Below are 26,746 nucleotides of genomic sequence, written 5' to 3' on the forward strand. Positions count from 1 at the left end.
CGGCGTCTGAGATCCCTCCGTCTGCGAGAGCGGACGGGGGAGAGGAGATCCACTCCGATTTTGCGGATATCTTCGAGACCGGGTCGGGTGCGTCGAGGGCGCTCCGCCGACGACGCCCCGCAGACGGCTCCGAGACCGGTTCGGGGCGACGAAGACGGAACGCCGATCGAGGGGCTGTGGTCAGCGCTCAACCGACGGCGGACAGACGACCGAGTGAATAGTATAATATCTTTTAATAAAAAAGAACTCTATTTTTACTGAAATTATGGTCGACGACCGACGCTGAACATCACGCTCAAGTACCGCCGTCGGAGTGGGTAGGTATGGTTCGTCTCGAACGCATCGCGGACACGCGTAGTCACACCGGGGAAGGGCCGTTGTGGCACCCGGATCGGCAGCGACTGTACTGGGTGGATATCCCCGCTGGCCGGCTCTGGCGGTACGACCCCGAAACCGACAGTCACGGCGTCGCGTACGAGGCGCCGTCCGGCCCCATAGGCGGGTTCACCGTCGAGGCGGACGGGGCGCTGCTCCTGTTCACCCACCGAACGGTCGAGCGGTTCGAACCGGGAAGCGACACGGCGAGCGTCGTGCTGACGGTGGACGCCAGAACGCGGTTCAACGACGTGATCGCGGACCCGGCGGGACGGGTCTTCTGCGGAACGATGCCCGGACCGGCGGGGCTCGGCGACCTCTATCGGATCGATCCGGACGGCCGCGTTACCACCGTCCTCGAAGGGCTCGACATCCCGAACGGGATGGGGTTCACGAACGACGGAGAGACGTTCTACGTCACGGAGTCCGAGGCCCGGCGGATCTACGCGTTCGATTACGACCGCGAGACCGGCGGCCTCACGGACCGGAGCACGTTCCACGCGGTCGCCGCGGACGACGGCGTCCCCGACGGAATGACGGTCGACGCGGCTGACCACGTGTGGTCGGCCCGGTGGAACGGTGGGCGGGTCGTCCGGCACGCGCCGACGGGAGAGCCGGTCGCCGAGATCGAACTCCCGGCGCGAAAGGTCTCCTCGGTCACCTTCGGCGGCGCGGGGCGCGAGACGCTCTACGTGACGACGGCGCTGACCGACGGCGACCGGTCGACCGAGGGGGACGGCGCCGGTGCCGTCTTCCGAGTCACCGGCCTCGACGCGGGCGGCGTCCCCGAGTTCCGGTCGCGGATCGCCTGATCGACGGGCGGCTACCGGTCTCTGGCGGACGCCACCGCGTCGACCGTCCGCCGCGCGTTCTCGGCGATCGCCTCGTAGTCCCCGTTCGCGACGGCGTCGTCGTCGACGATCGCGCTGCCGACCCCGACCGCCGCCGCCCCCGCTTCGACGTACGCCCCCGCGTTCGCGGGTCCGACCCCGCCGGTCGGGACCAGCGGGATCTGGGGGAGGGGGCCGCCGAGCGCGGCGACGTGTGTCGGCCCGCCCGTCGCGGCCGGGAACACCTTCACGAGGTCCGCGCCGGCCTCGTGGGCTCGGAGGGCCTCCGTCGGGGTGAACGCGCCGGTCGCGACCGGGGTCCCGTAGCGGTTTCCGGTCCGAATGACCCCGGCGTCGACCGTCGGCGTGACGAGGAACTCGGCGCCCGCAAGCTGTACCGCCCGGGCGGTCTCCGCGTCCAAGACCGTCCCGGCGCCGACGAGCACGTCGTCAAACCGGTCTGAGAGCGCGTCTATCGTCGCCGTGGCGTTCGGGGTGTCCGCGGTCACTTCGAGCGCCGTTACGCCTCCCTCGACCACCGCGTCCGCCACGTCGATCGCGGCGTCCGTTCCGACGCCCCTGAGGATCGCGATCACGCCGCCCTCGCGTATCCGGTCGACCCGTCGTGAGTGCATACGGGTACGCGCGGCGGCGGACCTAATAAATGGTCTGGCTCGCGTCCCCGAACGGTGGTGACGAGACGTCCGCCCGACCGATCTCGACCTCGTTCCGCCGCGCTGTACCCCTCGGCGACGGGTTCGTCGCCGGCAAGACGGGGCGACGCCGACGCCGCGGGAGGCGGGGATGCGACAGGTCACGCCATTTTTTATACCATGCGAAAGTAGGTGTGGTGAAGATCCGTGTCACGAGAGCCAGCCCAACTGGCGGGACTCGGCGACTACATCGAGAATCCGGCGAGGATCGAAGAAGGCGTCGAGCCGACGCACGTCCCGTCAGTCCCGTACGAGTCGACAGCATCAGCCAGAGACGCCGCCGCGCGGCCGACGGAGCGCGCCCGACCGCGGGCGAGCGGATCGCCGTCGAGGAGACGGGCGACGCGGTCGTCCTCTCGGGCGACCGGTTCCGGTATCGGTTCGATCCCGCCCGCGGGCGGTTCGACGAACTCCGGTTCGACGGTGAGGCGATCGCGGTCGACGGGCCGGTGTTCGGCGCGTTCCGGGCGCCGATCGCCAACGAGGGACACATGGACAGCGACACCGAGTGGGGGTACGACAACGAGGGAGCGTGGCGCTCGCTCGGACTCCACGCCCTCGGTCAGGTCGCGGCTGACCACGCCGTCGAACGGGACGGCGGGCGCGGAGTCCGGGTGACCAGCTCGACGGAGCTACGGCCGCCCGAGGGACGCGCTCTTCGAGGTCGACTTCGCGTACGAGGTGAGTCGAGACGGCGCCGTCGACGTGAGCGTCGACGCCCGGCCCACCACCGCCCTCACGGAGGGGCTGTCGACGTGGCTTCCGCGACTGGGCGTCGAGTTCGATCTCCCGCCGTCGGTGACCGACGTGGAGTGGTTCGGCCGCGGCCCGCACGAGACGTATCCGGACCGGAAGACCGGCGGCGAGGTCGGTCGGTACGAGGGGCGCATCGACGACCAGTTCGTTCCCTACCGGCTCCCGTCGGACAACGGGAACAAGACCGACGTGCGATGGGCGAGCGTCACCGGGGCCGAGACCGGAGCCACGATCGCCGGTGAGACGCCGTTGAACGTGCGGTTCGACGGGTACGAGAACCTCGCCGAGGCGAAGCGGCTCGAAGAGCTCGTCCCCGCGGAGCGGACGACCCTGTTCGTCGACGCCGCGGTCGCCGGCGTCGGCGGGACCCCGGTCAAACCGCTCGCCGAACACCGGATCGCCCCGGAGCCGGTCTCGTTCTCGTTCACCGTTCGACCCCACGAGGCCGGGGCCGATCCGGCCGAGGTCGTCCGCGGGTTCGACCGGTAGCCGCGTCCCGCCCTTTCCGTCGGTCGTTCCGTTCCGCGAGCGGCGGCTCCGGGCTCGGTCGATCCGTCACACCGCAGCGAGTGTACGGGCTCCGGCCCGGCCTCCCCGATAATACACTATCGGTGAACATCCTCTCCCGTTGTAATTACAAACATATGATTGTAATTGATCTCCGCCGATACACTACGTGTATATGTATTAATCGAGATATACACCGGCGGGACGCTCGGATGAGATCGAGCTCTCGACTGCCCGCACGAAACATCTCCCTCGTCGCAGTCGCACCCGAAACGACTCCCTCGTCGCAGTCGCACCCGAAACGACTAACAGAGACGGCGGGGTACGGCCACTCACACATGACCGAAATCGTCGACTACGAACTGTTCGAAGTGCCGCCGCGGTGGCTCTTCCTGCGCGTCGAGGCCGCCGACGGAACGGTCGGCTGGGGCGAGCCGGTCGTCGAGGGGCGCTCGAAGACGGTGCGGACCGCAGTCGAAGAGCTGTTCGACACCTACCTGCTCGGGGAGGACCCCGACCGGATCGAGGACCACTGGCAAACGATGTACCGCGGCGGGTTCTATCGCGGCGGACCGGTGCTGATGTCGGCTATCGCCGGGATCGATCAGGCGCTCTGGGACATCAAGGGGAAGCGGCTCGACGTCCCGGTGTACGAGCTGCTCGGCGGCGCGGCGCGCGACCGTATCCGGGTGTACCAGTGGATCGGCGGCGACCGCCCGTCCGACGTAGCCGAACAGGCCCGCGAGCAGGTCGAGGCGGGCTTCACGGCGCTGAAGATGAACGCGACCGAGGAGATCGAGCGGATCGACGATCCCGCCACCGTCGACGCCGCCGCGACGCGACTGCGGGAGGTCCGGGAGGCCGTCGGCGACGAGGTCGGTATCGGCGTCGACTTCCACGGCCGCGTCTCCAAGCCGATGGCGAAGCGGCTCGTGGAGGCGCTCGAACCGTACGACCCGATGTTCGTCGAAGAGCCCGTCCTGTCGGGCCACAACGATTCGCTCCCGGGGATCGCCGCGCACACGACGACGCCGATCGCGACCGGCGAGCGCATGTACTCGCGGTGGGACTTCAAGGAGGTCTTCGAGGACGGCGCCGTCGACGTGATCCAGCCGGACCTCTCGCACGCGGGCGGGATCACCGAGGTGAAGAAGATCGCTGCGATGGCCGAGGCGTACGACGTGGCGATGGCGCCCCACTGCCCGCTGGGGCCGATCGCGCTCGCGTCGTGCCTGCAGGTCGACGCCTGCTCGCCGAACGCCTTCATCCAGGAGCAGAGCCTCAACATCCACTACAACGAGACGAGCGACGTGCTCGACTACCTCGCGGACCCCTCGGTCTTCGACTACGAGGACGGGTACGTACAGATCCCCGATTCGCCCGGTCTCGGGGTCGAGATCGACGAGGACCACGTCCGCGAGCAGGCGGAGGAGGACGTGGACTGGCACAATCCCGTCTGGCGACACGACGACGGGAGCGTCGCCGAGTGGTAGGGGCTCCGCCGGGACGCCCCCGCAGGCGGTGATTATTTGACCGGGGCAACAGCAGTAGTGGGTATGTCACCGAGCGACCCGACCGAGAACGCCGTCGCGAACAGACACGCGGACACAGTCGCCGTCGTCACCGGATCGACCCGCGGGATCGGCGAGGGTGTCGCCCGCCGCTTCGCCGCCGAGGGGGCCTCCGTCGTGGTGACGGGGCGCTCCGCCGACAGCGGTCACGCCGTGGTCGACGATATCGAGTCGGCGGGCGGCGACGCGACGTTCGTTCGGGCCGACATGCGCGAGCCCGCGGAGATCGAGGCGCTCGTCGACCACGCCGTCGCGGAGTACGGGCGGATCGACGTGTTGGTGAACAACGCGGGCGTCCAGACGGAGACGACCGCGAGCGAGGCGACGATGGACGACTGGGAGTTCGTCCTCGAAACCGACTTCCGGGCGTTCTGGCTGTGCGCGAAACACGCCGCCGACCACATGCCCGACGGGGGGACGATCCTCAACACCTCCTCGAACCACGCGTTCCTCACGATGCCGGGGCTGTTCCCGTACAACGCGGTCAAGGCCGGGATCAACGGGATGACGCGCGCGCTGGCGCTGGAGCTCGGTCCGGACGGGATCACGGTGAACACGATCAACCCCGGCTGGATCGAGATCGACCGCACCGAGGAGGAACTGGGCGACGACTACGAGTACACGGAGGAGATCCACCCGGTCGGGAGGCTCGGAACGCCCTCCGACGTGGCCGGGCTCGCCGCGTTCCTCGCGAGCGACGACGCGGGCTTCATCACCGGCGAGAGCATTCTGATCGACGGGGGGCGCTCGCAGGTGATGCAAGACGACCGCTACATCGACTACCGGCGCGACGCCGTCGATGCTGTGTTTGAATAATACAAATTCAGACAGGTCCTCAAAAACATCAGATATAGAATATAAAATTCCCATCGGGTCGATCGTCGGTCCGGGCCGGTCAGTGTCTCGGCGCGCATCCGGCCGGCGGTCTCGGTGAGCAGTCCGCTGGTGTTGGACATCGATCCCCTTCGCCCGTTCGACGGGACTGACGACTTCGAGAAACGCCACCGGCTCGCCCGCCGGATCTCGGACCGCGATCGCGACCGAGACCCACTCCGGCGCGGAGGGGAGCGGTTCCTCCAAGAGGGTTCGCTCCCGGACGGTCTCGATCTACACGGCGACCTCCGCGTCTCCGCGCCGTCGCGGATGTCCCTCGCGATCGCCGTCAACGGTCGTCTACAGGCAGACAGTGCGGCTCGTCGAAGGACCAGAGATTCGTCGGAGCGTCGAGCGAACGCGCGAGTACGTCGACCTCGGCGCGCTGGGTGAGCACGGACCGAGAGCCGGTCACCTCCCCGACATCGTCTGCCAGAGGTCCTCGATGCGGGCCGAGTCCTCGCCCCCCAAGATCGGCTCCCCTCAGCCGACCGTTCCGTCGCTGGTCTCGGTTTTCAGGAAGAGCCAGCGCGGAGGTACCTTGAACAGCTCGTACTCGACGATCTGCGCCATGTCGGAGCGCGGTGTCCGGCGACGTTAAACGTTGGCACCTCGCTTCCGTCCGCGACGCGAACGTCTCCCGCCGGGCCTCGACGTCGGTTCGGTGCCGGTTCGATGCCGGTTCGGTGCCGGTTCGATGTCGGCTCGGTGTCGACGAGGTGTGAAGTGGCTCTGAGAGCCAAAATTGTCTATAATAATATATTCATACGCAAACTTCATATCGTATCTTTTGTCGTGTGTCCGCTCGACCCTCATCGGCGTCATCGCTCACGGGCGGACTCTGGAGGGCGCGTTGTGTTCGTGACCGATCACGGCGCACGCCGCGTGAACGGCGATGAGCGCGAGCGCGCTCCACGCGTTCTCGAAGCCCATCGCGCCGTACGCCGCGGGCACGTACGCGATCGGGAGGGCGATCGCCGCCCAGAACGCCACCGCGCGAACCGCGGCGATCGCTTTGTTCCAACAGGCGATCGACAGGCTGGTGCCGATCCGGATCGGGGCTCGCAGCGAGGGGAACGTGTTGTTCGACATGGGGATCACCGTCGTCATCAGTCGCATGGACGGCCGACATCATATAAGGGCCAGAGCGTTGGCTCCGCTTCAGTTGGATTCTCGATCGGCGCGGAGATTTCGGGACCGTTCACCGGTTCGTGCGATCGTTTAAAACGTCTTCACAGAGAGTTAGAAATTTTATGAGCGGTTTTAGAGGCGTGAACGCGGTGTCGCGTTCGCGCGTGTCGCGAGCCACGTCGGACGCGGGCGCTCCCCGTCCTACTCCCGAGGTCCGGGGGCGGTCCGGTCCTCCGCACCGGACTCGTCTTCCGCACCGGACTCGTCTTCCGCACCGGTCCGGCGCTCCGAGTGGTAGAAGGCCTCGCCGGTCTCCGCGTCGAAGAGGTGGAGCCGCGCGGGGTCGTACGCGACCGAGACCACGTCGCCGGCGAGGACCTCGGCGCGGGGCTGCGCCTGTATCTTACACGGCGTCTCCCCGATCGAGCAGTGCAACAACAGGCTGTCCCCGAGGGGTTCCGTCACCGTCACCTCGGCGTCGAGTGTCCGAGGGCCGTCGTCGGGGGCTCCCTCCGCGAGGGAGAGGTCCTCCGGACGGACACCCAAGACGGCCCGTCGGTCATCGCGGAGCGCGACGCCGCCCTCGCCGTCGCCGTTGCGGCGGGGTCCGGAACTCCCCTCGTCCGAGGGGAGCGGAAGGGCGAACGACTCGTGGACGGCCGTCCCGTCCTCGACGGAGACCGGGATCATGTTCATCGCCGGGTCGCCGATGAACTCGGCGACGAACCGGTTCGCGGGGAAGTCGTACAGCGTCTGCGGCTCGTCCACCTGCATGATCCGCCCGTCGTTCATGACGACGACCCGCTCGCCGAGCGTCATCGCCTCCGTCTGGTCGTGGGTGACGTAGACGGTGGTCGTTCCGAGCGACGAGTGGAGCCGCGCGAGCTCCGCGCGCATCTGTATCCGGAGCTTCGCGTCGAGGTTGCTGAGGGGCTCGTCCATCAGGAACGCGTCGGGGTCGCGCACGATGGCCCGCCCGAGCGCGACGCGCTGGCGCTCGCCCCCGGACATCGCCTCCGGCTTCCGGTCCAACAGGTCGGTGATGTCGAGCGTCTCGGCGGCGTCGGCGACCCGCCGATCGACCTCGTCGTCGGTGAAGTCGCCGCTCGACTTCATCCCGAAGGTGATGTTGCGTCGCCCGGTCATGTGCGGGTACAGCGCGTAGTTCTGGAACACCATCGCGACGTTCCGGTCCTTCGGTTCGACGGCGGTGACGTCCCGTCCGTCCATCTCGATCCGGCCGTCGGTCGCCGCTTCCAACCCGGCGAGCAGCCGGAGCGTCGTGCTCTTGCCGCAGCCGCTCGGGCCGACGATGACGAGGAACTCTCCGGCCTCGATTTCGAGATCGATCCCGTTGACGGCGACGACGTCGTCGAACTCCTTGCGGAGGTTCTGCAGTGTTACGGTTGTCATTGTCACTTCTGTTGGATGCTGAACGTCTCTAACAGGGGCTTTCGGAACGCGATCATCAACAGGAGTGGCGGCAGAAGCGTCAGCGTCGAGCCGGCCATGACGAGCGACCACGAGAGCTGGCCGCCCTGCACGTCCCCCTGAAGCAGTTGAAGCCCGACCTGCGCGACCTGATTCGCCTCCGAGTCGATGATGATCAGCGGCCAGAGGTACTGGTTCCACGCGTACACGAACATGATGATGGAGACGCCGACGAGGACCCCCCTCGACATCGGCACGAGCACGAACAGCATGAACCGCAGCGGCCCGACGCCGTCCAGTTTCGCCGTTTCGACGATCGAGGCAGGGATCGACAGGAAGTGCTGTCGCAGGATGAACACCGATGTCGCGCTCGCGACGTACGGGACGGTGATCGCGAGGACCGTGTTGCTCCATCCGAGATCGTTCATCAGCTGGAACAGGGGGACGAACCGGACGGGAACGGGCAAAAGCAGCGTGAACAGGATAAACAGGAACACGAGGTCCTTGTGCGGGACCCGGTAGTAGACGATCGCCATCGCCGCGCAGACGGACACGACGAGCTTCCCGACGACGACGACGAGAGACATGACGAGCGAGTTCCACATGAAGCGCCCGAACCGGTAGTCGACAAGCGCTTCGCGGTAGTTCTCGACGGCGTAGCCCCCGGGTACGAGGTCGCCGAGGCCCGTGACGACGCCCGTCTGTTTCGTGCTGACGACGAGCGCGACGGCGATCGGGAACACCACCGCGAACACGAGGACCCACAGCTGGAGGTGCGTCCACGGACCGTCGCCGGCGACGGTCTCAGTCGCGGACCCGCGTCGCAGCGCCTCGACCCGCCGTTTCGCGTACTGGATCACGCCGGCCATGTCAGGCACCGTAATACGAGTACTCGTCCGTCACCCGGAACTGGACGTACATCAGCGCGCCGACCACGACGAACAGCACGACGGACTTCGCGGAGGCGACCCCGAAGTTGAAGAAGGAGAACGCCTCCTGATACAGATCGAAGATCAGGATGTTCGTCGCGTTCGAGGGACCGCCGCTCGTCAGGAGATCGACGAACGCGAAGGTGCTGAAGAACGCGTAGATCGTGTTGATAACGACGAGGAAAAACAGCGTTGGCGTCATGATCGGCACGTAGACCGAGACGAGCCGCCGGAGCCGGCCCACCCCGTCGAGCGCGGCGGTTTCGGTGAGCGTGTCCGGGACGTTGTTCATCGCCGCGATCATGAAGATCACGTTGTAGCCGATCTGCTTCCAGATCGCCGCGACCGCGACGACGACGAACGCCTGCGGCCCGTCGTTGAACCAATCGACGTCGACGCCGAGCGCCTCGATCGGTCCAGTCAGCACGCCCAGCGTCGGGTGCGCGATGAACAGGAACACGAGCGCCCCGACCGCCGGCGGGAGCGCGTACGGCCAGATCACCGAGATCAGGTAGAGGTCCTGTCCGGTCTCGACCTCGTGGATGAGGAACGTGAGGTACAGCGAGACGGCGATGACGCCGGCGACGACGACTGCCGCGAACAGGACCGAAAGCAGGACGCTGGCGTGGTACGACGGGTCGGTCAACAGCGTGACGTAGTTCTCCAGGCCGACGAACTCGTCCGATCGGCCGAAGCTCGAATCGAAGAGGCTCGTCCGGACCGCGAGCGCCGTCGGGTAGTAGAGGAAGACGACCGAGACGAGCAGCGTCGGCAACAGCAACAGCCCGGACTCGACCCGGCCGTCGAAGATTTCGCGTGTGGCCATGCGGGGTCAGTCGTAGTACTCGGCCAGCACGCCGTCGACCTCCTCTTTGAGCGCCCGGATCTCGTCGTCGATGTCGTCGGCGTTCAGAATGTCGACGGATCGGTTCTGAATGACCGTCTGCACGTCGCGCGCGGGACCGAGGAGCGCACGCTTCGTCGCGGGGTCGCTGGCGTCGCCGTTCTGAAGCTGATCGAGCGCAACCCCGTACATCGGGTTCTCCTCGAACCACCCCTCGTCACGGAGCGACTCGACGGACGGCTGCGTGATCGGGTAGTACCCCGACCCCTTGTGCCACTCCGTCTGGACCTCGGGCTGAGACATGTACTGGAGCAGTCGACCGATCTCCTCGTACCTCGCCTCCGGCAGGCCGTCGGGCACGTAGAAGGACGCGCCGCCGATGACCGGACCGACGCGCGTGTCACTGATGCTCGGGTACGGCGCCGCGTCGACCTCGAACCCCTCGGAGTCGGCGATCAGGCCCGCGACCGAGGCGGTGCTCGTGAGCACCATGGCCGCCTCCTGCTCGATGAAAAGCGAGGTCGCCTCGCCCCAGGCCTCGATCCCCGGATTGGTGTAGAGCCCGTCGTCGGCCATCCCCTTCCACCACTCGAAGAGGTCGTAGACCGCGTCTGGCGTCCGCAGCTCGGTGGGCGTGCCGGCGTGGCCGTTCTCGGCGTCGGTGAGCAGTTCCCCCTCGAACCCGTACCACGTCTCGACGAACCACACGTGGTTCGGCCAGACGATCCCGTACTGCGTGACGCCCTCATCGACGAGCGTCTCGGACGCGCTCCGGACCTCGGCCAGCGTCCGCGGCGGGTCGTCGGGGTCGAGCCCGGCCGCCTCGAACGCGTCCCTGTTGAGGTACATGATCGCGTTCGAGTTGTTGAACGGCAGCGAGGCGAGCTCGCCGTCGACGGTGAAGAACTCGGCGACGTTGTCGAGGAACGCGTCGGCGTCGAACTCCGCCGGGAGGATCTCCTCGACGGGACGTACCTGCTCGGTGTCGAGCACCTGCTGGGCGAAGAGGCTGTCGACCTGTAGCATGTCCGAGACGTTCCCGGAGTCGAACGCGGACAGGGTGTTCGTCAGGACGTTCTCATAGGAGTCCTGAAACTCCATGTTGACGGCGATGTCCGACTGTTGCTCGAAGTCGGCGGCGATCTGATCGAGCGTCTCGCCGTTCGTTCCCCCCATCGCGTGCCAGACGGTGAGCTCGTCGGCGATCGGGGAGAACCGCGCCCCGCCGCCGCCCTCTCCGTTCAGGCATCCCGCGAGTCCGGTCGCCGCGGCGAGCGCCGCTCCGGTCGTCGCGAGGGTGTTTCGGCGTGAGATACCTGTCGACCGCTCGGAAGGTGGCGCCATACGTGTTCGATCACCGGAACGTCAGGCATAACTGCTGCTAATAGTGTTACCGTCCGGTACGGTTCGCCCGGTGGGACTATATACGCTCCCGAGGGCTCGGTGGTGCTCGGCGGCGGAGGGGAGATCGCTTCGAGGAACGCGTCCGGTCCACGTTCCCGCCCTGTGGGGCGGAGCCGCGGCGCCGCCGACAACAGTGCAGAGAGCCGCAGAGCGCCTACGACAGCGTCGAGTAGTCGGCGATGAGTCCGTCGACGCCGGCGGCCGCGAGCCGCTCCGCCTCGTGCCACGACTTCGCCGTCCAGACGTTCACGTCGCGGCCCTCCGCGCGAGCGACGTCGACGAGGTCGGCGTCGCCGTACCGCGACTCGTCGAAGAACGGCGTTCCGCGGATCATCTCGATCGGCGGGTGGATCGCGTCGGCGTCGTGCGCGCGGGCGATCGCGATCCCGTCCTCGATCGATCGCCACAGGATCGGTGCGACCGGGTGTTCCGACTCGTCGACGGTGACCGCGAGCGCCGCCTCGTAGAACGCCGACACGAGGAACTCGTGGTCGCGGTCGGCCGCGATATCGAGCACCCGCTCGACGAAGGGCCGCCAGATCGACTTCTGCGTTTCGAGCGCGTCGCCCGACAGCTTCTCCGCGAATCGGAGCGCGGAGCTCCCGGGGTTCTTCAACTCGATATTGACGCCAACGTCCGTCGGGACGGCGTCGAGCAGGTCTCCGAGGAGAGGGACCGTCTCGCCGCTGTGAAGCACCTCCGCGCCCGTCACCGCCTCCGTTCCCGTCTCCCAGACCACGCCCTCGGCGTCGGTGAGCCCCGGTCCGTCGCGCCCGGCGAGCGCGTCGTCGTGAAACGCCACGACGTCGCCGTCGGCCGTCGGTACCGCGTCGACCTCGACGAGGTCCGCGCGGCGGCCCGGCCCGTCCGATCGCGTCGCGTCCCTCGCGGCTGCGCGCGTGTTCTCCGGGTTCTCCCCAGCGAATCCCCGATGGGCGATGAGGGTCGGACTCCCCGTCGGGTCCGGGGGAGACCCGTCGGTCGCCGGCCCCGTTCCGCCGTCGGCCACGGGGGTCAGGTTGGACGCGACGACGCCCACCGTCAGCGCGCCCGCGGTCCCGAAGAGGAGCGTGCGACGACACGGACCGGTCGCAGCGCTTCGGGGAAAGCCGTTCATGCTCCGAGCGAGGGGGAACGAGGCGGTCGCGTCGACCGCACGGAACCGGCCGGTCCGTCCGAGGCCGCGAGCGCCGTCGACCCGCGACGGGGTCGCCGACGCACGCGCCGGACGGAGGAGTCGATGGAAGCCACCCATACCGTCTACGGGGCGGGGCGGGTAGATAGGATCTGCTATGAGTGCTATTGAGCGGAACGGATACGACGAGCGCATCGCGCCGCCCGCAGTCGTCCGCCCGGGCGTCGGGAACCGGGGACCGATGCCCGCGCTCGCTCCGTTCGGCGATCGTCGCGGTCGCCCGCGCTCCGCTCGCGGAACACGCCGGTGTACGCGGTCTCGCCGCCGACGTCGTGCGCATGGAACCGCGCCGAGAAGGCGCGGATCTCCCCGTCGGTCGTCGCCAGCGGCACCGCGACGTCGCCCGCGTCGACGAGCCGCGCCGGATCGCCGAGCCGATCGCGGAGCCGATCGCGGAGCGAGGCCGCGGGCCGATCGGCGGTCCCGTCCGGGATCAGCTCCGCGAGCCGACGGTCCGCGAGGGACGCGGCGTCCCGGCCGAGGGCGGTCTCGGCGGCGGGGTTGGCGTGGACGATCGCGCCGTCTCCGTCGACCGAGACGATCGGGTCCGCGCTCTCTTCGACGACGGACGCGAAGAACTCGCCGCCCGGCGGGTCGTCGCCGGCGTGTCCGCGAGACATTCTGAAACCGGGTACGGCGTCGGGAGGTGAAAAGCTACTGACCCGGCGGCGGTCGCAGAAGGCGGTCGGCGGGTAGCAGTCGCCCGTCGGTTGCCGATGCGGTTCGATCCCGGCTACGTTCGATCCCGGCTACGTTCGATCCCGGCTACTGCTGTTCGGTCGCGGCCGCGAGGTCGTCGACGGAGAAGCCAGGCTCCATCAGGAGGTCCGTCTGGTTGCTCACGTCGCGCCCCTCGCGCATGAGCTGTTTGAACGCCGACTGCGGCGAGAGGTCGCCGATGAGCACGCCGCCGGCGACCTTCCCGTCCTTCAGCGCGACGCGACGCCACTCGCCCTCGGCGGTGGTCGCCTCGACGAAGTCGTCGCCGAGCGTCGGGTGGCCGAACGAGAGGAACGGGAAGTCGAAGTGGGTGATCGAGTACGAGGAGACCCACTCGAACGCCTCGCTGCCGTACTCGAGCATGTTGCGGGCGGCGATCGTCCCCTGCTCCTTGGCGGACCCCCACGAGCCGTTCTTCGCCCGCTCGCCCAGGATGAGGTCGTCGAACGCGGTGATGTCGCCCGCGGCGAACACGTTGTCGACGCTCGTGCACATGCACTCGTCGACGGCGATGCCGTCTTCGGTCTCGATCGGTGTGTCCTCGACAAGCTCGGTGTTGAAGTCCAGCCCGATGGCGACGCCGGCGAAGTCGCACTCGTAGCGCTCGCCGTTCGGGTCGACCGCGGCCTCGACGTGGCCGTCGTCGTCGACCTCGAAGTGATCGACGCCGGAGTCGAACACGGGCTCGACGCCGCGCTCGCGCATCGCCTCGTGCATGATCTCCGCGCCCTCCTCGGAGAGGGCGTAGCGCCACCAGCAGTCCCCGCGCATCAGGTACTTCGCCTCGACGTCCTGCGCGCCGCAGATGGCCGCGAAGTCGATGCCGAGCAGCCCGGCGCCGACGATGACGGCCCGTTCGGCGTCCTCGACGCTCTCCTTGATGTTGCGGGCGTCCTGGAACGTCCAGAAGTGGTGGATACCTTCGGCGTCCGCGTTGCCGACCGGGAGCTGCTGGGGCGTGCCGCCCACCGCGAGCAGGAGGGAGTCGTACTCGAACGTCTCTCCCCCGTGGGTGTGGACCGCGTCGTTCTCGACGTCGACGTCGACGACAACCGTGTTGAGCCGAAGATCGACGTCGTGATCGTCGTACCACGATTCCTGGTGGATCGAGATCGGGGCCTCAGGGAGCTTCCCCTTCGCGTACTCCTTGATCAGGATTCGGTTGTAGAGGGACTCACCCTCGTCCGTGAGAACCGTGATCTCGGCGTCGGGGGATTCCTCGCGGAGCGTCTCGGCCGCGGACGCGCCCGCGATACCGTCACCGATGATCACGTACGAATCGCTCATACGCGGGGGTTCGGATTCATGGTTAATGTGGGTTGTCATCCGTGGCAGAACCCGTGCTAATCACCCGCAAAGCCGGGTCGGCGAGGGGATCGACGACCGGTCGACGCGAGGCCGCTCGGTACCGGCTCGCCCGACCCGGTCGCCCGACGACGCGTCTGACCGCCTCAGCGGTCGGCGCCCGCGGGCTCGGCCGGGAACGCCTTCTCGCCCGCCTCGATCGCCACGTCGAGCCAGTTCTCGGTCGGGATGAGCGGGCACTCGTACGCGTGGTTGTACGCGCACGTCGGATTGTACGCGACGTTGAAGTCCACCACCCACTCGCCGTCAACCCGGTCGCGATCGGGCTCCAAGTCGATGTATCGCCCCGCCCCGTACGTCGTCTCGCCGTTGGTCTCGTCGCGGAAGGGCACCCAGAAGCGATCGCTGCCGTCGGTCGGCCGATACGCCTGTAGCGTCGCGGACTCACCGTCGACCTCGAACCGGAACTCCCCCCAGCGGCGGTACGTCTGCTCGCCGTCGGCGGTCGTCTCGACGGTCACCGTCTCCTTCTCGTCGTGTTCGTGAAGGGTGAGCACGAACCGGTACGCCGGGTCCGGATCGGAGTACGCCAGCCCGGGGAAGGCCTCGCCACGCATCGACGCCGGAAGCGGGGACCGCGCGGAGTCCCGGAAGTGCTCGCGTTTCGCCCGGCGCTGCGCCTCGATCTGTGCGGCCCAGTCGTCCTCCGGGGTCGTCTGGGTCATACATCTATATTGGGGATTTCGTGCAATAACGGTTTCGTCGGGGGAGATCGTCGTCTCCGAGACGAGGAGAGGCGATCGCCTCGCCACAGATTGAAGGTCGTCGCTTCCTAACGAAACCTATGAAGATCCGGCAGAACATCCGTCACTGGGCCGCCAAGAAGGCGTTGACGACGCCGGTCGTCGGCGACGTGGCGAACGACAAGCTCGTCGACCTCCACACGAGCATCTTCCTCAACAAGGCCGACGAGGACCGCCGCGAGGAGCGCCGCGACCACCTCGACAGCTTCTTCGACGCGACGATGGACACCTACGTCGCCGCCCTGGAGGCCGGCTTTCCGGAGGCCGAGGCCCGCGAGATCACGCACGTACAGGCCAACTTCGACTTCTTCAACCACGGCTGGACGGAGATGATGGAGATCCCGGGCGACGAGCTGGAAGAGCACTACCGGCGCTACGAGTCCTTCTTCAGCGAGCACGGGATCACGATCGACGACCCGCTCGGCGAGTTCCGGCCGGCGGACGGGGTCGTGGACGCGCCCGAGACGCCCAAGAAGCTGGAGACGGCGGAGTACGAGAACGCGCTGGCCGGCTTCGCGGACGACGTGTACGTCGAGACCGACGACGGGGAGACGGTCGTCGGCGGCGATCGCGAGGAGCCGGAAGAGGTCGATCCGTCCGCCGCGCCGGGGCTCGACGAGGACGAGGCGAGCGCCTGACCGGGAGGCCGCGGTGCGGCGGCGGATCGATCCGGCGGCGGATCGATCCGCCGCCGGAATCCGCGTCGTCCGGAGCCGCCGACCACGTTTATACGTCGGCGGCGTGACTGGCCGACATGAACCGCGGGCAATCGTTTCTCCTCCTCCTCATCGGCTCGGTCGCAGTCCTGACGGTCTTCGTCATCAGCCCCTTCATCGAGTACGTCATCGCCTCCGCGATCCTCGCGTACGTCCTCTACCCGTTCCACGTGCGGCTCTCGCGGCGGCTCCGGCTGACGCTTTCCGACCGACTCCGCGAGTCGCTCGCGCATCGGGTGGGGAACAGCCTGTCCGCGCTGACCCTGATCGTCTCGTCGATCGTCGCCGTCATCCTGCCGCTCGCGTACATTTCGTGGGTGTTCGTCCGCGACCTCACGGAAATCGCTCGGGGGAACACCGACATCGACGTCGCGGCGATCGAGGCGGAGATCGCGGCGTTCACGGGCGAGTAGATCGAAGTCGGCGATATCCTCGCGACGGTCGGACAGGTGCTCGTCAACACGCTTTTCGGCGGGGTGGGCGGGATCGTCACCACCGCGCTCCGCGCGTCCGTCGGCCTCTCGCTGGCGCTGTTTCTGGTCTACTACACCCTGCTCGACGGACCGGCGTTCGTCCGGTGGCTCCGCGTGACGAGTCCCCTGCCGTCGAACGTCACCGCGGACCTCGTCGACCGCGTCGACGCGATGACCCGCGGAGTCGTGATCGGTCACATCGTCGTGGCGCTGCTGCAGGCGCTGGTCGCGGGGCTCGGGCTCTGGGCGGCCGGCATCCCGAACGTCGTCTTCTGGACCTTCGTGATGGCGGTGCTGGCGCTGGTGCCGCTAGTCGGGGCGTTCTTCGTCTGGGGACCGGCGGCGGCGTACCTCGTCGCGATCGATCAGGTGGCCGCCGGGGTGTTCCTCGCGGTGTACGGGGTCCTCGTCATCGCGATGGTGGACAACTACGCGCGTCCGCTCGTCATCGATCAGCAGGCCCACCTGAACCCGGCGGTGATCCTCCTCGGGGTGTTCGGCGGGATCTACTCGATCGGGTTCACCGGGCTGTTCGTCGGCCCCATCGCCATCGGGGTGCTCGCGGCCACGCTGGAGACGTTCCGGGAGGACTACGACGTGATCTAGCCACCGTCTCCGAGCCGCGCGGCGATGAACTCCCGCTCCACCGGGTCGAGGTCGCGGTCGCCGTCGCGGAAGGCGCGGAGCCCCTCGCGGTATCGATCGCCCGCGATATCGCTCTCCCCGCCACCCCCGCCTTTCACGGCCGGCTCGGCCGCGGGGCGCGCCAGCTCCAGTTCGGCGATTCCGGTTCGCTCGCCCGTGTACGCGAAGCCGCATTTGTAGAGCGCCGCGTAGGCGAACGGGTTGTTGACCGCGATCTTCACCCGGTCGTACTCGTCGGCCGCGAGCCGCGAGACGGTCCGGTCGATCAGCCGCGGGCCGAGCCCCTCGCCGCGGCGCGCGACGTGGACTGTGACGTACCGGAGCCGACAGCAGTCGGGGTCGGTCCGGTCCGGAGAGAAGGAGACCGCCGCGACCACGTCGTCGTCGAACTCGCTCGCGTCGACGGTCGGCGGGAGGGTGGCGTCCGGCTCCCACTCCGGGACCGCCGGCGAGCCGTCGGGGGTCCGCAACGCCGCCTTGCCCGGCGCGCCCACGACGAACTTGCCGGCGTAGGCGAACGCCCGGTAGTCGAGCCGCAGCGTCGCCCCCGCACCCGGGCCGCCGAGGAACGCGTACTCCATGGCGATCGATACGGCTCGCCGACCTAAATGAACGGGGGCTCGCGGCGACCGCCTTTTAACTGTCTCCGCCGCCGATCGCCGCCATGCACGGTCTCGGCGACGTTCGCTTCTTCGACCGGATCGCGCCGCTGTACGACCACGTCATGCCGCCGGCCGACGGCGAGACGCTGGCCGCGGGGCTCGACCACGCGACGCGGCCGATCGGCCGACTCCTCGATGTCGGCGGCGGTTCCGGGCGCGCCGCGGCCGCGTTGACCGGTCCCGAGATAACGGTCGTCGACGCCTCGCTCGGGATGCTGGCGCGCGCTCGGGAGCACCGCGGGGTCGCGGGCGTGGCCGGGGACGCGGGGCGGCTCCCGCTCCGCGACGAGTCGGTCGACGCGGCGACGATCGTCGACGCGTTCCATCACCTTCCGGACCAAGGGGCCGCGATCGACGAGGCCGCGCGCGTGATCGCTCCCGGCGGCGCGCTCGTGATCCGGGAGTTCGACCCGACGCACCCCCTCGGTCGCGCCCTCGTCGCGAGCGAGCACGCGATCGGGATGGAGTCGCGCTTCCGGAACCCCGGCGACCTCGCCGCCGCCCTCGCCGACGCCGGGTTCGACCCGCGGATCGTCGACCGCGGCTTCGGCTACACCGTCGTCGGCGTGCGGGAGGAGGGTCGCAAATCTGGCCGGTGACGGGGACGCCAGCGCGACCCTCGTCGGAGCCGACGGTAACACGGGCCTCCACTAACAGGGTTATCGTGGTCACGCCGCAAATGGCGAGCGAATGGACGACAGATCCACGCGGACCTCCAGACGATCGGTGTTGGCCTCGGCAGGCGCGGCGCTCGCGGCGACGGCCGGCTGTCTCGGCTCGACCGATAGCGGCGAACAGCCGGCGGCGTACACGACGCCCGCGGCCGCCGAGTTCGACGGCGTCGTCGACAGCCAGTGGCTCGAATCGAACCTCGACGACGTGCACCTGCTCGACGCCCGCGACGAGGAGGCGTTCGACGAGAGCCGGATCCCCGGCGCGTACCACTTCCCGGACTCCGAGATGCTGGACACCTACGCCGAGGAGACCCCCGACGGGTTCACCGTCTCCCCGGAGGCGATCGCGTGGACGCTCTCGGAGGCGGGAATCGAGCGCGGCGACGACGTGGTCGTGTACGGCGCGGAGGCGAACCTCTGGGAGACGTACGCGGTCTACACGCTCAACGCGCTCGGCCACGAGGGGCGGGTCAGCCTGCTCGACGGCGGGTTCACCGTCTGGGACGCCGCCGGCGGCGAGACCGTCTCCGAGGCGCCGGAGACGCAGGCGGCCACCTACGAGCCCGAACTGGACACCAGCGTGGTGGCGACGCGGGAGTTCGTCGCCGACAACGTCGACGAGGACGGCGCCGCGGTCCCGATCCTCGACATGCGCTCGCCCGCGGAGTACTGGGGCGAAGACCAGCGCGGCGACCTCGACCGGTTCGGTCACGTCACCGGCGCGACCAACCTCAACTTCGTCCAGAGCATCGACGACGAGGCCGGCCGGCTCCGGACCCCCGAGGAGTTGGAGACGCTGTGGATCGACGACGCCGGCCTCTCGCCCGACGAGACGGCGGTCGCCTACTGCCAGACCGCGATCCGCGCGTCGGTCGGCTGGTTCGTCCTCGATCAGCTCGGCTTCGAGGACGTGCGCAACTACGAGGGGAGCTGGGCCGACTGGGGGACACTCTCGGAAGACAACGGCTATTACTACACCACCGGCGAGGACACCGGGACGATCGTCGACACGTTCGCGTAGGTCGGCTTCGGCGGGTCCGTTGAACGCCCCTTCGGGCGAAAACCGACCTCAAGGCGCGTCGTCGTCGGTCGCCTGTTGCTCTTCGATCTCCTCGATCCGATCCTGTAGCTCTCCGATGGCCTGTTCGTCGACGGTCCCCCAGTAGGCGACGATGACGAGGGTGAAAATGAAGACGATCCCCCACCCGAGCGTCGCAAGCTCGTCCGGGACGTACAGGTTGAAAATGCCGTCTATCACCCCTTCTAACGAGAACACGATGATGACCGGTCCAATCACCTCACGCGGGAGGAAGTGGTTAATATACGCCCTGAAAATGCGCGTGTTCAGGTTCATACGGCAACTATTGCGGTCGAATAGTTAATTACTTTCCCGGAGGGGTCGCGGAGCGTCCCGGGTGGAAAAACGCTGGAGGACCGTCCGTCACGCCCTCGGCTCCTCGTTAGTCGTGCGAGTGACTGTGCGCGCCGTGGTCGTGCGCGGCGTCGTCGCCGCTCGACTCGTCGTCGTGCGTGTGGTCCTGCTCGCCCGAGTCCGTCTCGCCGAGCACCTCCGCACCCTCGCCGTCGATCATGTCCATGTTCTTGAGGTTATCCCGTTCTTCGAAGTCCTCGACGGCCTCCATCACGTCCTCCTGCGTGATCGTCATCCGGTCTTCGGTGAGCGCGCCGAGGACCGCCTCGCGGAGCACCATCCGGAGGTCGGAGCCCGTGAGCCCGCTCGTCCGGTCGGCGACCTCGTCTGGGTCGAAGTCGGCGATCTGCATCTCGCGGGTGACGACCCGGAGGATGTCCGCGCGCATGTCGCGGTCGGGCTTGGGGAAGTTAACGATCTCGTCGAACCGGCGCCACGCGGCCGCGTCGAGCTGGTCCGGGTGGTTGGTCGCGCCGATGAGGAGGACCTCGTCGCGCACGAGCGACACCTCGTCGATCGACTTGAGGAGGGTGTTGACCGCGCGCTTCAGCGCGGCGTGCTCGTCGGAGCGGCGCGTCTTCGCCACCGAGTCGAACTCGTCGATGAAGAGGATACACGGCGAGAGCCGCTTGGCGACCTCGAACGTCTTCTCGACGTTCTTCGCGGTCTCACCGAGGTACTGGCTCGTGATCATCGACATCTTCACCTCGACGAGCGGAATGCCGAGTTCGTGTGCGAGCGCCCGCGAGACGGTGGTCTTGCCGGTCCCCGGCGGGCCGACGAACAGCAGCTTCCCGATCTCGCGGAGCCCGATGCTCGCGAGGTACTCGCGGTGTTCGATCGCCTTCACGATCTTCTGGATCTCGCCCTCCTGGTCGCCGGTGAGCACGAGGTCGGCGAGCGTCGTCTCGATCTCCTCTGGCGCGCGGACGTTGACCAGATCGAGCATCTCGCCGTCCTCGTCCTCGTCGAAGTACTCCTCCAGCAGGGCGTCGATCCAGACGCGGTCCGCTTGGATCGGCCGGACGTTGTCGCGCGCCGCCTCGTGGGTCACCGGCGCGTCGAGGTCCTCGGCGAGTTCGAGCGCGGCGACGATCGTCGGGTTCTGGGCGATCCGCTCGCCGTCCGCGTGGTCGCGGTACCACTCCAGCGCCATCGCCGGCTGGGTCAGCGAGATCTCGCCGGAGAACTCCGTCCGCTGGGTGAACAGCAGGTCGGAGACGGCGTCCCACGGGTGGTCGACGCCCGTCGCGGTGCGAGTCGTCTCGCTCGTCGCCTTGAGCGGCCGCTCGACGCCGCCCGGTGCGTCGTCGGCGGCGTCGTCCGACCAGAACACCTGCCGGAAGCGCGGCGGCAGGTCGTTCTCGTCGAGGTCGCGGTTCTCGGTGTAGAGGTGCGTCGTCAACACGAACTCGACGACGTCGAGCGCCGGGTCACTCATCCGCGCGACGTAGCCGCGGGAGGCGGTTAAGCGCGTCGGACCGCGTCGCGGACGGCGGCGACGGAGGGCGCGACGCGGCGGTATCACCCACCGATCACGCGGACGCCGTATCGAACGCTTATTAGCCCTGGTGATCGACCTACCTCGCATGAGCACCGAGGACGCGGCCGCGGCCGGCGATTCCGCCGGGCAGGCCGACGCCGGAACGGACCACGAGAACGCGCTGCAGGACGTGATCGCCGTCGATCCCGAGGGCGCCGAACAGGGGACCGTGAACCGGCTCGACGCCCACACCGGCGACGGCATTCGTCACCGGGCGTTCACCTGTCTCGTGTACGACACCGACGGCCGAATCCTCTTGGCCCAGCGCGCGCCCACCAAGCGGCTGTGGGACGGTCACTGGGACGGCACCGTCGCCTCCCACCCGATCGAGGGGCAGTCGCAGGAGGACGCGACCGCACAGCGCTTGGAGGAGGAGCTGGGGATCATCCCCGACCAGTACGACGACCTCCGGGTGACGGACAAGTTCGAGTACAAGCGCTACTACCCCAACGAGGGCGTCGAGTGGGAGGTCTGCTCGGTGCTGAAGGTGACCCTCGACGACGCCTCGCTCGACCCCGACGAGGAGGAGATCGGCGGCATGCTGTGGGTCGACTACGACCACCTCCACGAGAACCCGGCGCTGTACCGGCAGCTCCGCCTGTGCCCGTGGTTCGAGATCGCGATGCGGCGCGACTTCTCCTGATCGACCGGATCGACACTTCCTGAGTCCGCGACCGAAGCGGCGACTTGAAGGCGCGCGGGCGATTCGGTTCGAGACATGACCGTCGTCGCCGTGCTTGCGAAGCCGCCCCGCGAGGGGCTCGTCGCGACCGGGATCGCGGAGTCGACGCCGCTGTCGGCCGCCGAGGCCGCCGACCTGTACGAGGCGCTGTTCCGCGACGCCGTCCTCGCGGTCGACCGCTCCGGCGGCGAGCTCCTCGTTAACTACCCCGTGGACGACGACCTCCCCGCCGAGCACCGCACCGACACCTCGACTGAGGCCGAGCTGCGCACCCTCGTCGCCGACACTCTCGGCGGCACCGAGGAGGTCCGGTTCGAGCGACAGGTCGGGTCGTCGTTCGGCGCGCGCGCCGGCAACACCGTCACCCACCTGCTCCGCGAGGAGAACGCCGACTCCGTCGCGGTCGTCACCCCGCAGGCGCCGCTGCTCTCGCGGACCGTGATCGACTCGGCCGCGATGAAGCTCCGGACGAACGAGGTCGTGCTCGGCCCCTCCACCCGCGGCCGCACCTACTACGCTGGCTTCACCGCGCCGATCGACTTCGACGGCGCCTTCGAGGCCCCCAGCCTCCCGACGCTCGCGGCGCGCGGTCGCGACGCCGACCTCGACGTGGAGTTCCTGGAGTCCTCGCCGTCGATGGTCGACGGCGACGACCTGCTCGACGCGGTGCCCCTGCTTCGTGCCCGGTTCGCCGCCGACCGCGTCGTCCCCGACTACACCGCCGCGTTCGTTCACGAACACGGCCTCGACGTGGTCGTCGAGGACGGAGACGCGCGGCTCGTCCGGGACTGACGCGAGAACTCGGCGTTCGATTCTGATGGACCGAAACCCCGAGCAGCGCGGCTCGAAACCCGGAAAAGGCTCGGTCGCCTACGACCGCTAATGACCGACGAGAAGGAGAGTACGTTCCTCGTCACGCACGTCGAGAGCGACTCCGCGGTGCTGAAAGACGTCCACGACGGGCAGGTACACACGCTGAGCTCGAACCCCGGGCTCTCGGTCGACGACGCCCTGGAGGCGACCGTCGCGCCCGATCCGCCGATGGAGGTCACGTATCGGGTCGTCGAGGTCGCCGAGCGGCGGTCCCTCTCGATCGAGGAGAGCGAGGAACCCCCGACCGTCCACGAGCGCGAGCTCGCGGCCGAGACGGAGACCGGCGATCTCGCCCGCGAGGAGCGCGCGGGCGTCGGCGAGGTCCACGTGTTGACGCCGCCGGAGGAGGACACCGCGGACGCGGTCGCCGACGTGATCGACGACCGCGAGGCGACGCTGTCGCGGGCGGCCCGGCTCGGTGTGAACCGCGTCGAGGTCCGGTCGGAGCCGTGTGTGGTCAGCGTGCGGTACATGCCCTGAGCTGGCCGCGGAAACGACAGGGTCCGATCACTCTCTGTCGGAGATCGAACACGACGGCCCGGCCGCGCTCTGGACGCGCCAGCCGCCGTCGACGTCGCCGGACCGCGTCTCGTAGTCGATCGCCGTCGCGTCGGTCACGGTCGCCACGTCGACCGGGTCGCCGTCGATCTCGACTCGCTCGACGCGGAACGGCACGTCGAGGCTGTCGCCGCAACAGCCGACGTCGACGAACTCCTCGCGGGCGTCCCCGACGGCGACGCGGTCGAGGACACGAGCGAAGTACCCCCTGTAGCGGTCCGTCTCGACCTGGTCGCGTCCCCAGTCGCTGAGCCCCTCCGGGTACGAGAGAACGACGCGTGTGGCGGTCGGTTCCATGCGTCTCGGTACGGCGGCCGTCGGCTAAGCCGTTGCGGCGCGACGCGTCGCCTCGCGGGCGGCGCGGGCGGCGCGGACGATCGGAGAACGACCACCGCACGCTAGAACTCGCGCGCGAGTGAGTAAGAAGGCTTATTCACGCCCGCGCAGGAAGCGGTATTTATGGTAGCGATCGAGGTACCGGAGGTCAACTACACCGAGTACTCCAACCGGCAGCTCGTGGCGATTCCGCTCGCGGTCCTCGTCCTCGCGCTCGCGATCATCGGCGGGTGGTACCTGATCACGGGCGCGCCGGCGAACCTCGGGTTGGCGTTCACGGGCGGCGTGGAGCTCCGGATCGCCGACGACGGCGGCGACGTAGAACAGCAGATCGAGACCGCGTTCGACCGGCGGCCCGACTCGGTCCGGTCGATCCCCGCGGACGACGTGTACGTGGTGACGTTCCGGGCGGCGGACGAGAACCCGGACGGTTTGGCAGGCAGTCTCGACAGACAGGCAAACGCCTCGAACCTGAACACGACCGCCGTCGATCAGGTGTCACCCAGCTTCGCGGCCGACACGGCCCGGACAGCGATATTCGGCGTCGCGCTCGCCTTCCTCGGGATGAGCGTGCTCGTGTTCGCGCTGTTCCGGACGTTCGTCCCGTCGATCGCGGTCGTCGCGTCGGCGTTCTCCGACCTGGTGATCCCGGTCGCGGTGATGAACCTCCTCGGAATCCAGATGACGCTCGGGACGATCGCGGCGCTGTTGATGATCATCGGGTACAGCGTCGACTCCGACATCCTGTTGAACAACTCCGTGCTGCGCCGGACCGGCGACTTCTACGAGTCGGTGAACCGCGCGATGCGGACCGGGGTGACGATGACGCTCACGTCGATGGCGGCGATGATCGTCATGGCGATCGTCGCGGCGCTGTTCGGCGTCGACCTCCTCCGGAACATCGGGATCATCCTCTCCGTCGGCCTCTGTGCCGACCTGATGAACACGTACCTGCTGAACGTCTCGTTGCTTCGCTGGTACAAGTTCCAGGGGGTGAAGCGCTGATGCTCGAACCCGTCAAGAACAACTGGCGAATCCTGGTTTTGATCGTCATCGTGATCGGCGCGACGGTGGCGCTTTTCGCGCCCCAGTTCGGTCCCCAGACCGCGCCCGGCGAGAACGTCTCCGAGGCCCAACAGGGCGTCACGAACCTCCAGTACGGGCTCGATCTGGCCGGCGGAACGCGGGTCCGCGCCCCGCTTCTCGGTTACACCGCCACCGAGGCCGACTTCGACGGCGATCAGCCGGACGACATCGCCCGCGCGGTCGCGGACGAGCTCGAGAACGCCTCTGCGCGCGACATCGGAGCCGTCGCCGACGAGAACGCGGTCGAGGTCACCGACGCGTCGGTCTCCGAGTCGGAGTTCCGCGCGGCGATGGACGCCTCCGGATACGCCTACGAGGACGTTCGCCCCGGCGTCACACAGGAGACCCGCGACGTCGCGCAGGGCATCATCGAGGGCAAGATCAACGAGGCCGGGCTCTCCGGCGGGAGCGTCCAGCAGGTCCAGTCGCTCACCGGCGAGTACTTCATCCTCGTCGAGGTTCCCGGCGAGGACCGGAGCGACGTGATCGACCTCCTCGAAGAGCGCGGGACCGTCCAGATCGACATCGCGTACCCGACCGAGAACGGGACCGCGATCCAGGAGGAAGTGCTGATCCAAGACCACTTCGAGGACATCGGCACCGCCGCTCAGGCCGAGCAGGGAACCGGGGCGTACGTGCCGGTGACGGTCCGGAACACCGCGCCGGAGGGCGAGCAGTCGCCCGCCCACGGCTTCCAGCAGGCCGTCGCCGACCGCGGGTTCGCCTCGGCGTACAACACCAACCAGGACCGGTGCGACTACGGCGAGAACCCGGACGGCGTGAGCAAGCCGTGTCTCCTGCTCACCGTCGACGGCGAGGTCGTCAACTCCTTCGGGATGGACCCGGACCTGGCGGACAGCATGGCGAGCGGCTCGTGGGCCACCGACGGCGGCTTCCGGCTCACGACGAGCGAGTTCAGCCAGGCGCAGACCATCTCCATCAACCTGCGCGCCGGCGCGCTCCCGGCGGAGCTCGACATCAGCGGACAGGGGACCTCGCGGTCCATCTCGGCGGCGCAGGGGGAGAACTACAAGACTTACTCGCTGGTGACGGGAATCCTCGCGGTACTCGCGGTCGCCGGCATGGTGTTCCTGCGGTACCGCGAGCCCGCGGTGGCGCTACCGATGATCGTCACGGCGCTCGCCGAGGTGTACGCGCTGCTCGGCATCGCCGCGCTGTTGAGCTACCCGCTGGAGCTGGCCGTGATCGCCGGCTTCATCGCGGTCGTCGGGACCGGCGTCGACGACCTCGTGATCATCGCCGACGAGGTGATGAGCGAGGGCGAGGTGAACTCCAAGAAGGTGTTCGACTCCCGGTTCCGCCGCGCCTTCTGGGTGATCGGCGCGGCCGCGGCGACGACGATCATCGCGATGTCGCCGCTGATGGTGCTGTCGCTCGGCGACCTCTCCGGGTTCGCGATCTTCACCATCCTCGGCGTCCTGATCGGCGTCCTGATCACCCGCCCCGCCTACGGCGACATCCTCCGCCGCCTGCTGACGATCCGGTGACGATCCGGCGCGGGGATCGAAACGACTACCCTCCGCGATCGGCTCGCTGAACCCGAACGCGGTTACATGCGCCGCAAGCGACTCGAACACGTGACCCACGACCAATCAGACGCGACGAGGCCGAGATTCGCCGCCTCGGAGCCGCGGCCGTCACGGTCGGGAGGGTGTGTG

The 26,746-nt window shown here is 68.3% G+C and carries 26 protein-coding genes and 3 pseudogenes; 13 read left to right on the top strand and 16 right to left on the bottom strand.

Translation table 11 applies throughout. The annotated features are described in order from the left end of the window. Nucleotides 1–323 precede the first annotated feature (323 nt). Nucleotides 324–1,187, top strand: coding sequence for an SMP-30/gluconolactonase/LRE family protein (locus tag ESO89_RS04810; protein ID WP_128904539.1), 864 nt, complete (start codon nucleotides 324–326; stop codon nucleotides 1,185–1,187). An 11-nt stretch (nucleotides 1,188–1,198) separates the two neighbouring features. Here the strand turns inward: ESO89_RS04810 and ESO89_RS04815 are convergent, their stop codons facing one another. Beyond that, a complete protein-coding gene (locus ESO89_RS04815; protein WP_128904540.1) occupies nucleotides 1,199–1,840 on the bottom strand; it encodes a bifunctional 4-hydroxy-2-oxoglutarate aldolase/2-dehydro-3-deoxy-phosphogluconate aldolase in 642 nt (213 codons plus the stop codon). Nucleotides 1,841–2,103: 263 nt separating this feature from the next. Next, the gene (locus ESO89_RS19165) at nucleotides 2,104–2,409 is read right to left on the bottom strand and encodes a hypothetical protein (RefSeq protein ID WP_277750254.1); all 306 of its coding nucleotides are present in this window, start codon (nucleotides 2,407–2,409) and stop codon (nucleotides 2,104–2,106) included. Between the two features lie 181 nt (nucleotides 2,410–2,590). On the opposite strand from ESO89_RS19165, the pseudogene ESO89_RS19170 reads away from it, so the two are divergent. The 3 genes and pseudogenes from ESO89_RS19170 to ESO89_RS04835 form a co-directional block, all read left to right on the top strand. Beyond that, nucleotides 2,591–3,163: pseudogene (locus ESO89_RS19170) on the top strand (beta-galactosidase small subunit); the annotation flags it as partial. Nucleotides 3,164–3,519: 356 nt separating this feature from the next. Next, on the top strand, nucleotides 3,520–4,674 hold the full coding sequence (gene dgoD, locus ESO89_RS04830) for a galactonate dehydratase (RefSeq protein WP_128904542.1): 1,155 nt from the start codon (nucleotides 3,520–3,522) through the stop codon (nucleotides 4,672–4,674). A 63-nt stretch (nucleotides 4,675–4,737) separates the two neighbouring features. After that, complete coding sequence (locus tag ESO89_RS04835) at nucleotides 4,738–5,568, top strand: SDR family NAD(P)-dependent oxidoreductase (protein ID WP_128904543.1); 831 nt, start codon at nucleotides 4,738–4,740, stop codon at nucleotides 5,566–5,568. A 480-nt stretch (nucleotides 5,569–6,048) separates the two neighbouring features. On the opposite strand, the pseudogene ESO89_RS04840 reads toward ESO89_RS04835, so the two are convergent. The 10 genes and pseudogenes from ESO89_RS04840 to ESO89_RS04885 all read right to left on the bottom strand — a co-directional run. Continuing rightward, a pseudogene (locus ESO89_RS04840) lies at nucleotides 6,049–6,198 on the bottom strand (galactonate dehydratase); the annotation flags it as partial. A 255-nt stretch (nucleotides 6,199–6,453) separates the two neighbouring features. Continuing rightward, nucleotides 6,454–6,735 (bottom strand): hypothetical protein, encoded by a 282-nt coding sequence (locus ESO89_RS04845; protein ID WP_241686106.1) that lies wholly within the window; start codon nucleotides 6,733–6,735, stop codon nucleotides 6,454–6,456. A gap of 222 nt (nucleotides 6,736–6,957) precedes the next feature. Next, nucleotides 6,958–8,169 carry an ABC transporter ATP-binding protein gene (locus tag ESO89_RS04850; RefSeq protein WP_128904544.1) on the bottom strand — a complete coding sequence of 404 codons (1,212 nt, stop codon included), beginning with the start codon at nucleotides 8,167–8,169 and terminating at the stop codon, nucleotides 6,958–6,960. Between the two features lie 2 nt (nucleotides 8,170–8,171). Then, on the bottom strand, nucleotides 8,172–9,056 hold the full coding sequence (locus ESO89_RS04855) for a carbohydrate ABC transporter permease (protein WP_128904618.1): 885 nt from the start codon (nucleotides 9,054–9,056) through the stop codon (nucleotides 8,172–8,174). Nucleotide 9,057: 1 nt separating this feature from the next. Continuing rightward, a complete protein-coding gene (locus tag ESO89_RS04860) occupies nucleotides 9,058–9,942 on the bottom strand; it encodes a carbohydrate ABC transporter permease (protein ID WP_128904545.1) in 885 nt (294 codons plus the stop codon). 6 nt (nucleotides 9,943–9,948) lie between these two features. Continuing rightward, nucleotides 9,949–11,136, bottom strand: coding sequence for an ABC transporter substrate-binding protein (locus tag ESO89_RS04865; protein ID WP_128904619.1), 1,188 nt, complete (start codon nucleotides 11,134–11,136; stop codon nucleotides 9,949–9,951). A 382-nt stretch (nucleotides 11,137–11,518) separates the two neighbouring features. Then, complete coding sequence (locus ESO89_RS04870) at nucleotides 11,519–12,481, bottom strand: glycerophosphodiester phosphodiesterase (protein ID WP_128904620.1); 963 nt, start codon at nucleotides 12,479–12,481, stop codon at nucleotides 11,519–11,521. Between the two features lie 182 nt (nucleotides 12,482–12,663). Further along, nucleotides 12,664–13,179: a PAS domain S-box protein gene (locus ESO89_RS04875; protein ID WP_241686111.1), complete on the bottom strand. Its 516-nt coding sequence runs from the start codon at nucleotides 13,177–13,179 to the stop codon at nucleotides 12,664–12,666. A gap of 145 nt (nucleotides 13,180–13,324) precedes the next feature. After that, on the bottom strand, nucleotides 13,325–14,566 hold the full coding sequence (locus tag ESO89_RS04880) for an NAD(P)/FAD-dependent oxidoreductase (RefSeq protein WP_128904546.1): 1,242 nt from the start codon (nucleotides 14,564–14,566) through the stop codon (nucleotides 13,325–13,327). A 164-nt stretch (nucleotides 14,567–14,730) separates the two neighbouring features. After that, nucleotides 14,731–15,309, bottom strand: coding sequence for a DUF1684 domain-containing protein (locus tag ESO89_RS04885; protein WP_128904547.1), 579 nt, complete (start codon nucleotides 15,307–15,309; stop codon nucleotides 14,731–14,733). 119 nt (nucleotides 15,310–15,428) lie between these two features. Between ESO89_RS04885 and ESO89_RS04890 the strand changes: the two genes are divergently transcribed. Both ESO89_RS04890 and ESO89_RS19260 read left to right on the top strand, forming a co-directional pair. Further along, entirely contained in the window at nucleotides 15,429–16,025 is a 597-nt protein-coding gene (locus ESO89_RS04890; RefSeq protein ID WP_128904548.1) for a DUF6149 family protein, read from the top strand. A 116-nt stretch (nucleotides 16,026–16,141) separates the two neighbouring features. Continuing rightward, nucleotides 16,142–17,182: pseudogene (locus ESO89_RS19260) on the top strand (AI-2E family transporter). On the opposite strand, the gene ESO89_RS04900 reads toward ESO89_RS19260, so the two are convergent. Further along, nucleotides 17,179–17,802 (bottom strand): GNAT family N-acetyltransferase, encoded by a 624-nt coding sequence (locus ESO89_RS04900; protein WP_128904549.1) that lies wholly within the window; start codon nucleotides 17,800–17,802, stop codon nucleotides 17,179–17,181. The pseudogene ESO89_RS19260 and the gene ESO89_RS04900 sit on opposite strands and share 4 nt — an antisense overlap. Nucleotides 17,803–17,885: 83 nt before the next feature. Here ESO89_RS04900 and ESO89_RS04905 point away from each other — a divergent pair, with 83 nt between their 5' ends. Then, nucleotides 17,886–18,482, top strand: a complete 597-nt coding sequence (locus ESO89_RS04905) for a class I SAM-dependent methyltransferase (RefSeq protein WP_128904550.1) — start codon at nucleotides 17,886–17,888, stop codon at nucleotides 18,480–18,482. A 91-nt stretch (nucleotides 18,483–18,573) separates the two neighbouring features. After that, nucleotides 18,574–19,578 carry a sulfurtransferase gene (locus ESO89_RS04910; RefSeq protein WP_241686115.1) on the top strand — a complete coding sequence of 335 codons (1,005 nt, stop codon included), beginning with the start codon at nucleotides 18,574–18,576 and terminating at the stop codon, nucleotides 19,576–19,578. Between the two features lie 48 nt (nucleotides 19,579–19,626). Here ESO89_RS04910 and ESO89_RS04915 read toward each other — a convergent pair whose 3' ends face one another. Both ESO89_RS04915 and ESO89_RS04920 read right to left on the bottom strand, forming a co-directional pair. Further along, the gene (locus tag ESO89_RS04915) at nucleotides 19,627–19,911 is read right to left on the bottom strand and encodes a hypothetical protein (RefSeq protein ID WP_241686117.1); all 285 of its coding nucleotides are present in this window, start codon (nucleotides 19,909–19,911) and stop codon (nucleotides 19,627–19,629) included. Between the two features lie 106 nt (nucleotides 19,912–20,017). Then, on the bottom strand, nucleotides 20,018–21,430 hold the full coding sequence (locus tag ESO89_RS04920; RefSeq protein ID WP_128904551.1) for an ATP-binding protein: 1,413 nt from the start codon (nucleotides 21,428–21,430) through the stop codon (nucleotides 20,018–20,020). A gap of 148 nt (nucleotides 21,431–21,578) precedes the next feature. Between ESO89_RS04920 and ESO89_RS04925 the strand changes: the two genes are divergently transcribed. From ESO89_RS04925 to ESO89_RS04935, 3 genes are all read left to right on the top strand, one after another. After that, nucleotides 21,579–22,175: an NUDIX hydrolase gene (locus ESO89_RS04925; protein WP_128904552.1), complete on the top strand. Its 597-nt coding sequence runs from the start codon at nucleotides 21,579–21,581 to the stop codon at nucleotides 22,173–22,175. Nucleotides 22,176–22,250: 75 nt separating this feature from the next. Then, nucleotides 22,251–23,006 (top strand): DUF2064 domain-containing protein, encoded by a 756-nt coding sequence (locus ESO89_RS04930; RefSeq protein WP_128904553.1) that lies wholly within the window; start codon nucleotides 22,251–22,253, stop codon nucleotides 23,004–23,006. Nucleotides 23,007–23,096: 90 nt separating this feature from the next. Then, nucleotides 23,097–23,567, top strand: coding sequence for a DUF5812 family protein (locus tag ESO89_RS04935; protein ID WP_128904554.1), 471 nt, complete (start codon nucleotides 23,097–23,099; stop codon nucleotides 23,565–23,567). Nucleotides 23,568–23,594: 27 nt separating this feature from the next. Here the strand turns inward: ESO89_RS04935 and ESO89_RS04940 are convergent, their stop codons facing one another. Then, nucleotides 23,595–23,942 carry a hypothetical protein gene (locus ESO89_RS04940; RefSeq protein WP_128904555.1) on the bottom strand — a complete coding sequence of 116 codons (348 nt, stop codon included), beginning with the start codon at nucleotides 23,940–23,942 and terminating at the stop codon, nucleotides 23,595–23,597. A 162-nt stretch (nucleotides 23,943–24,104) separates the two neighbouring features. Here ESO89_RS04940 and secF point away from each other — a divergent pair, with 162 nt between their 5' ends. Both secF and ESO89_RS04950 read left to right on the top strand, forming a co-directional pair. Further along, complete coding sequence (secF, locus tag ESO89_RS04945; RefSeq protein WP_128904556.1) at nucleotides 24,105–24,986, top strand: protein translocase subunit SecF; 882 nt, start codon at nucleotides 24,105–24,107, stop codon at nucleotides 24,984–24,986. Next, nucleotides 24,986–26,575, top strand: coding sequence for a preprotein translocase subunit SecD (locus ESO89_RS04950; RefSeq protein ID WP_128904557.1), 1,590 nt, complete (start codon nucleotides 24,986–24,988; stop codon nucleotides 26,573–26,575). Before secF ends, ESO89_RS04950 begins: the two co-directional genes overlap by 1 nt. Nucleotides 26,576–26,746: the final 171 nt, after the last annotated feature.

The sequence above is a fragment of the Halorubrum amylolyticum genome, from assembly GCF_004114995.1.
Taxonomy (GTDB): Archaea; Halobacteriota; Halobacteria; order Halobacteriales; family Haloferacaceae; genus Halorubrum; species Halorubrum amylolyticum.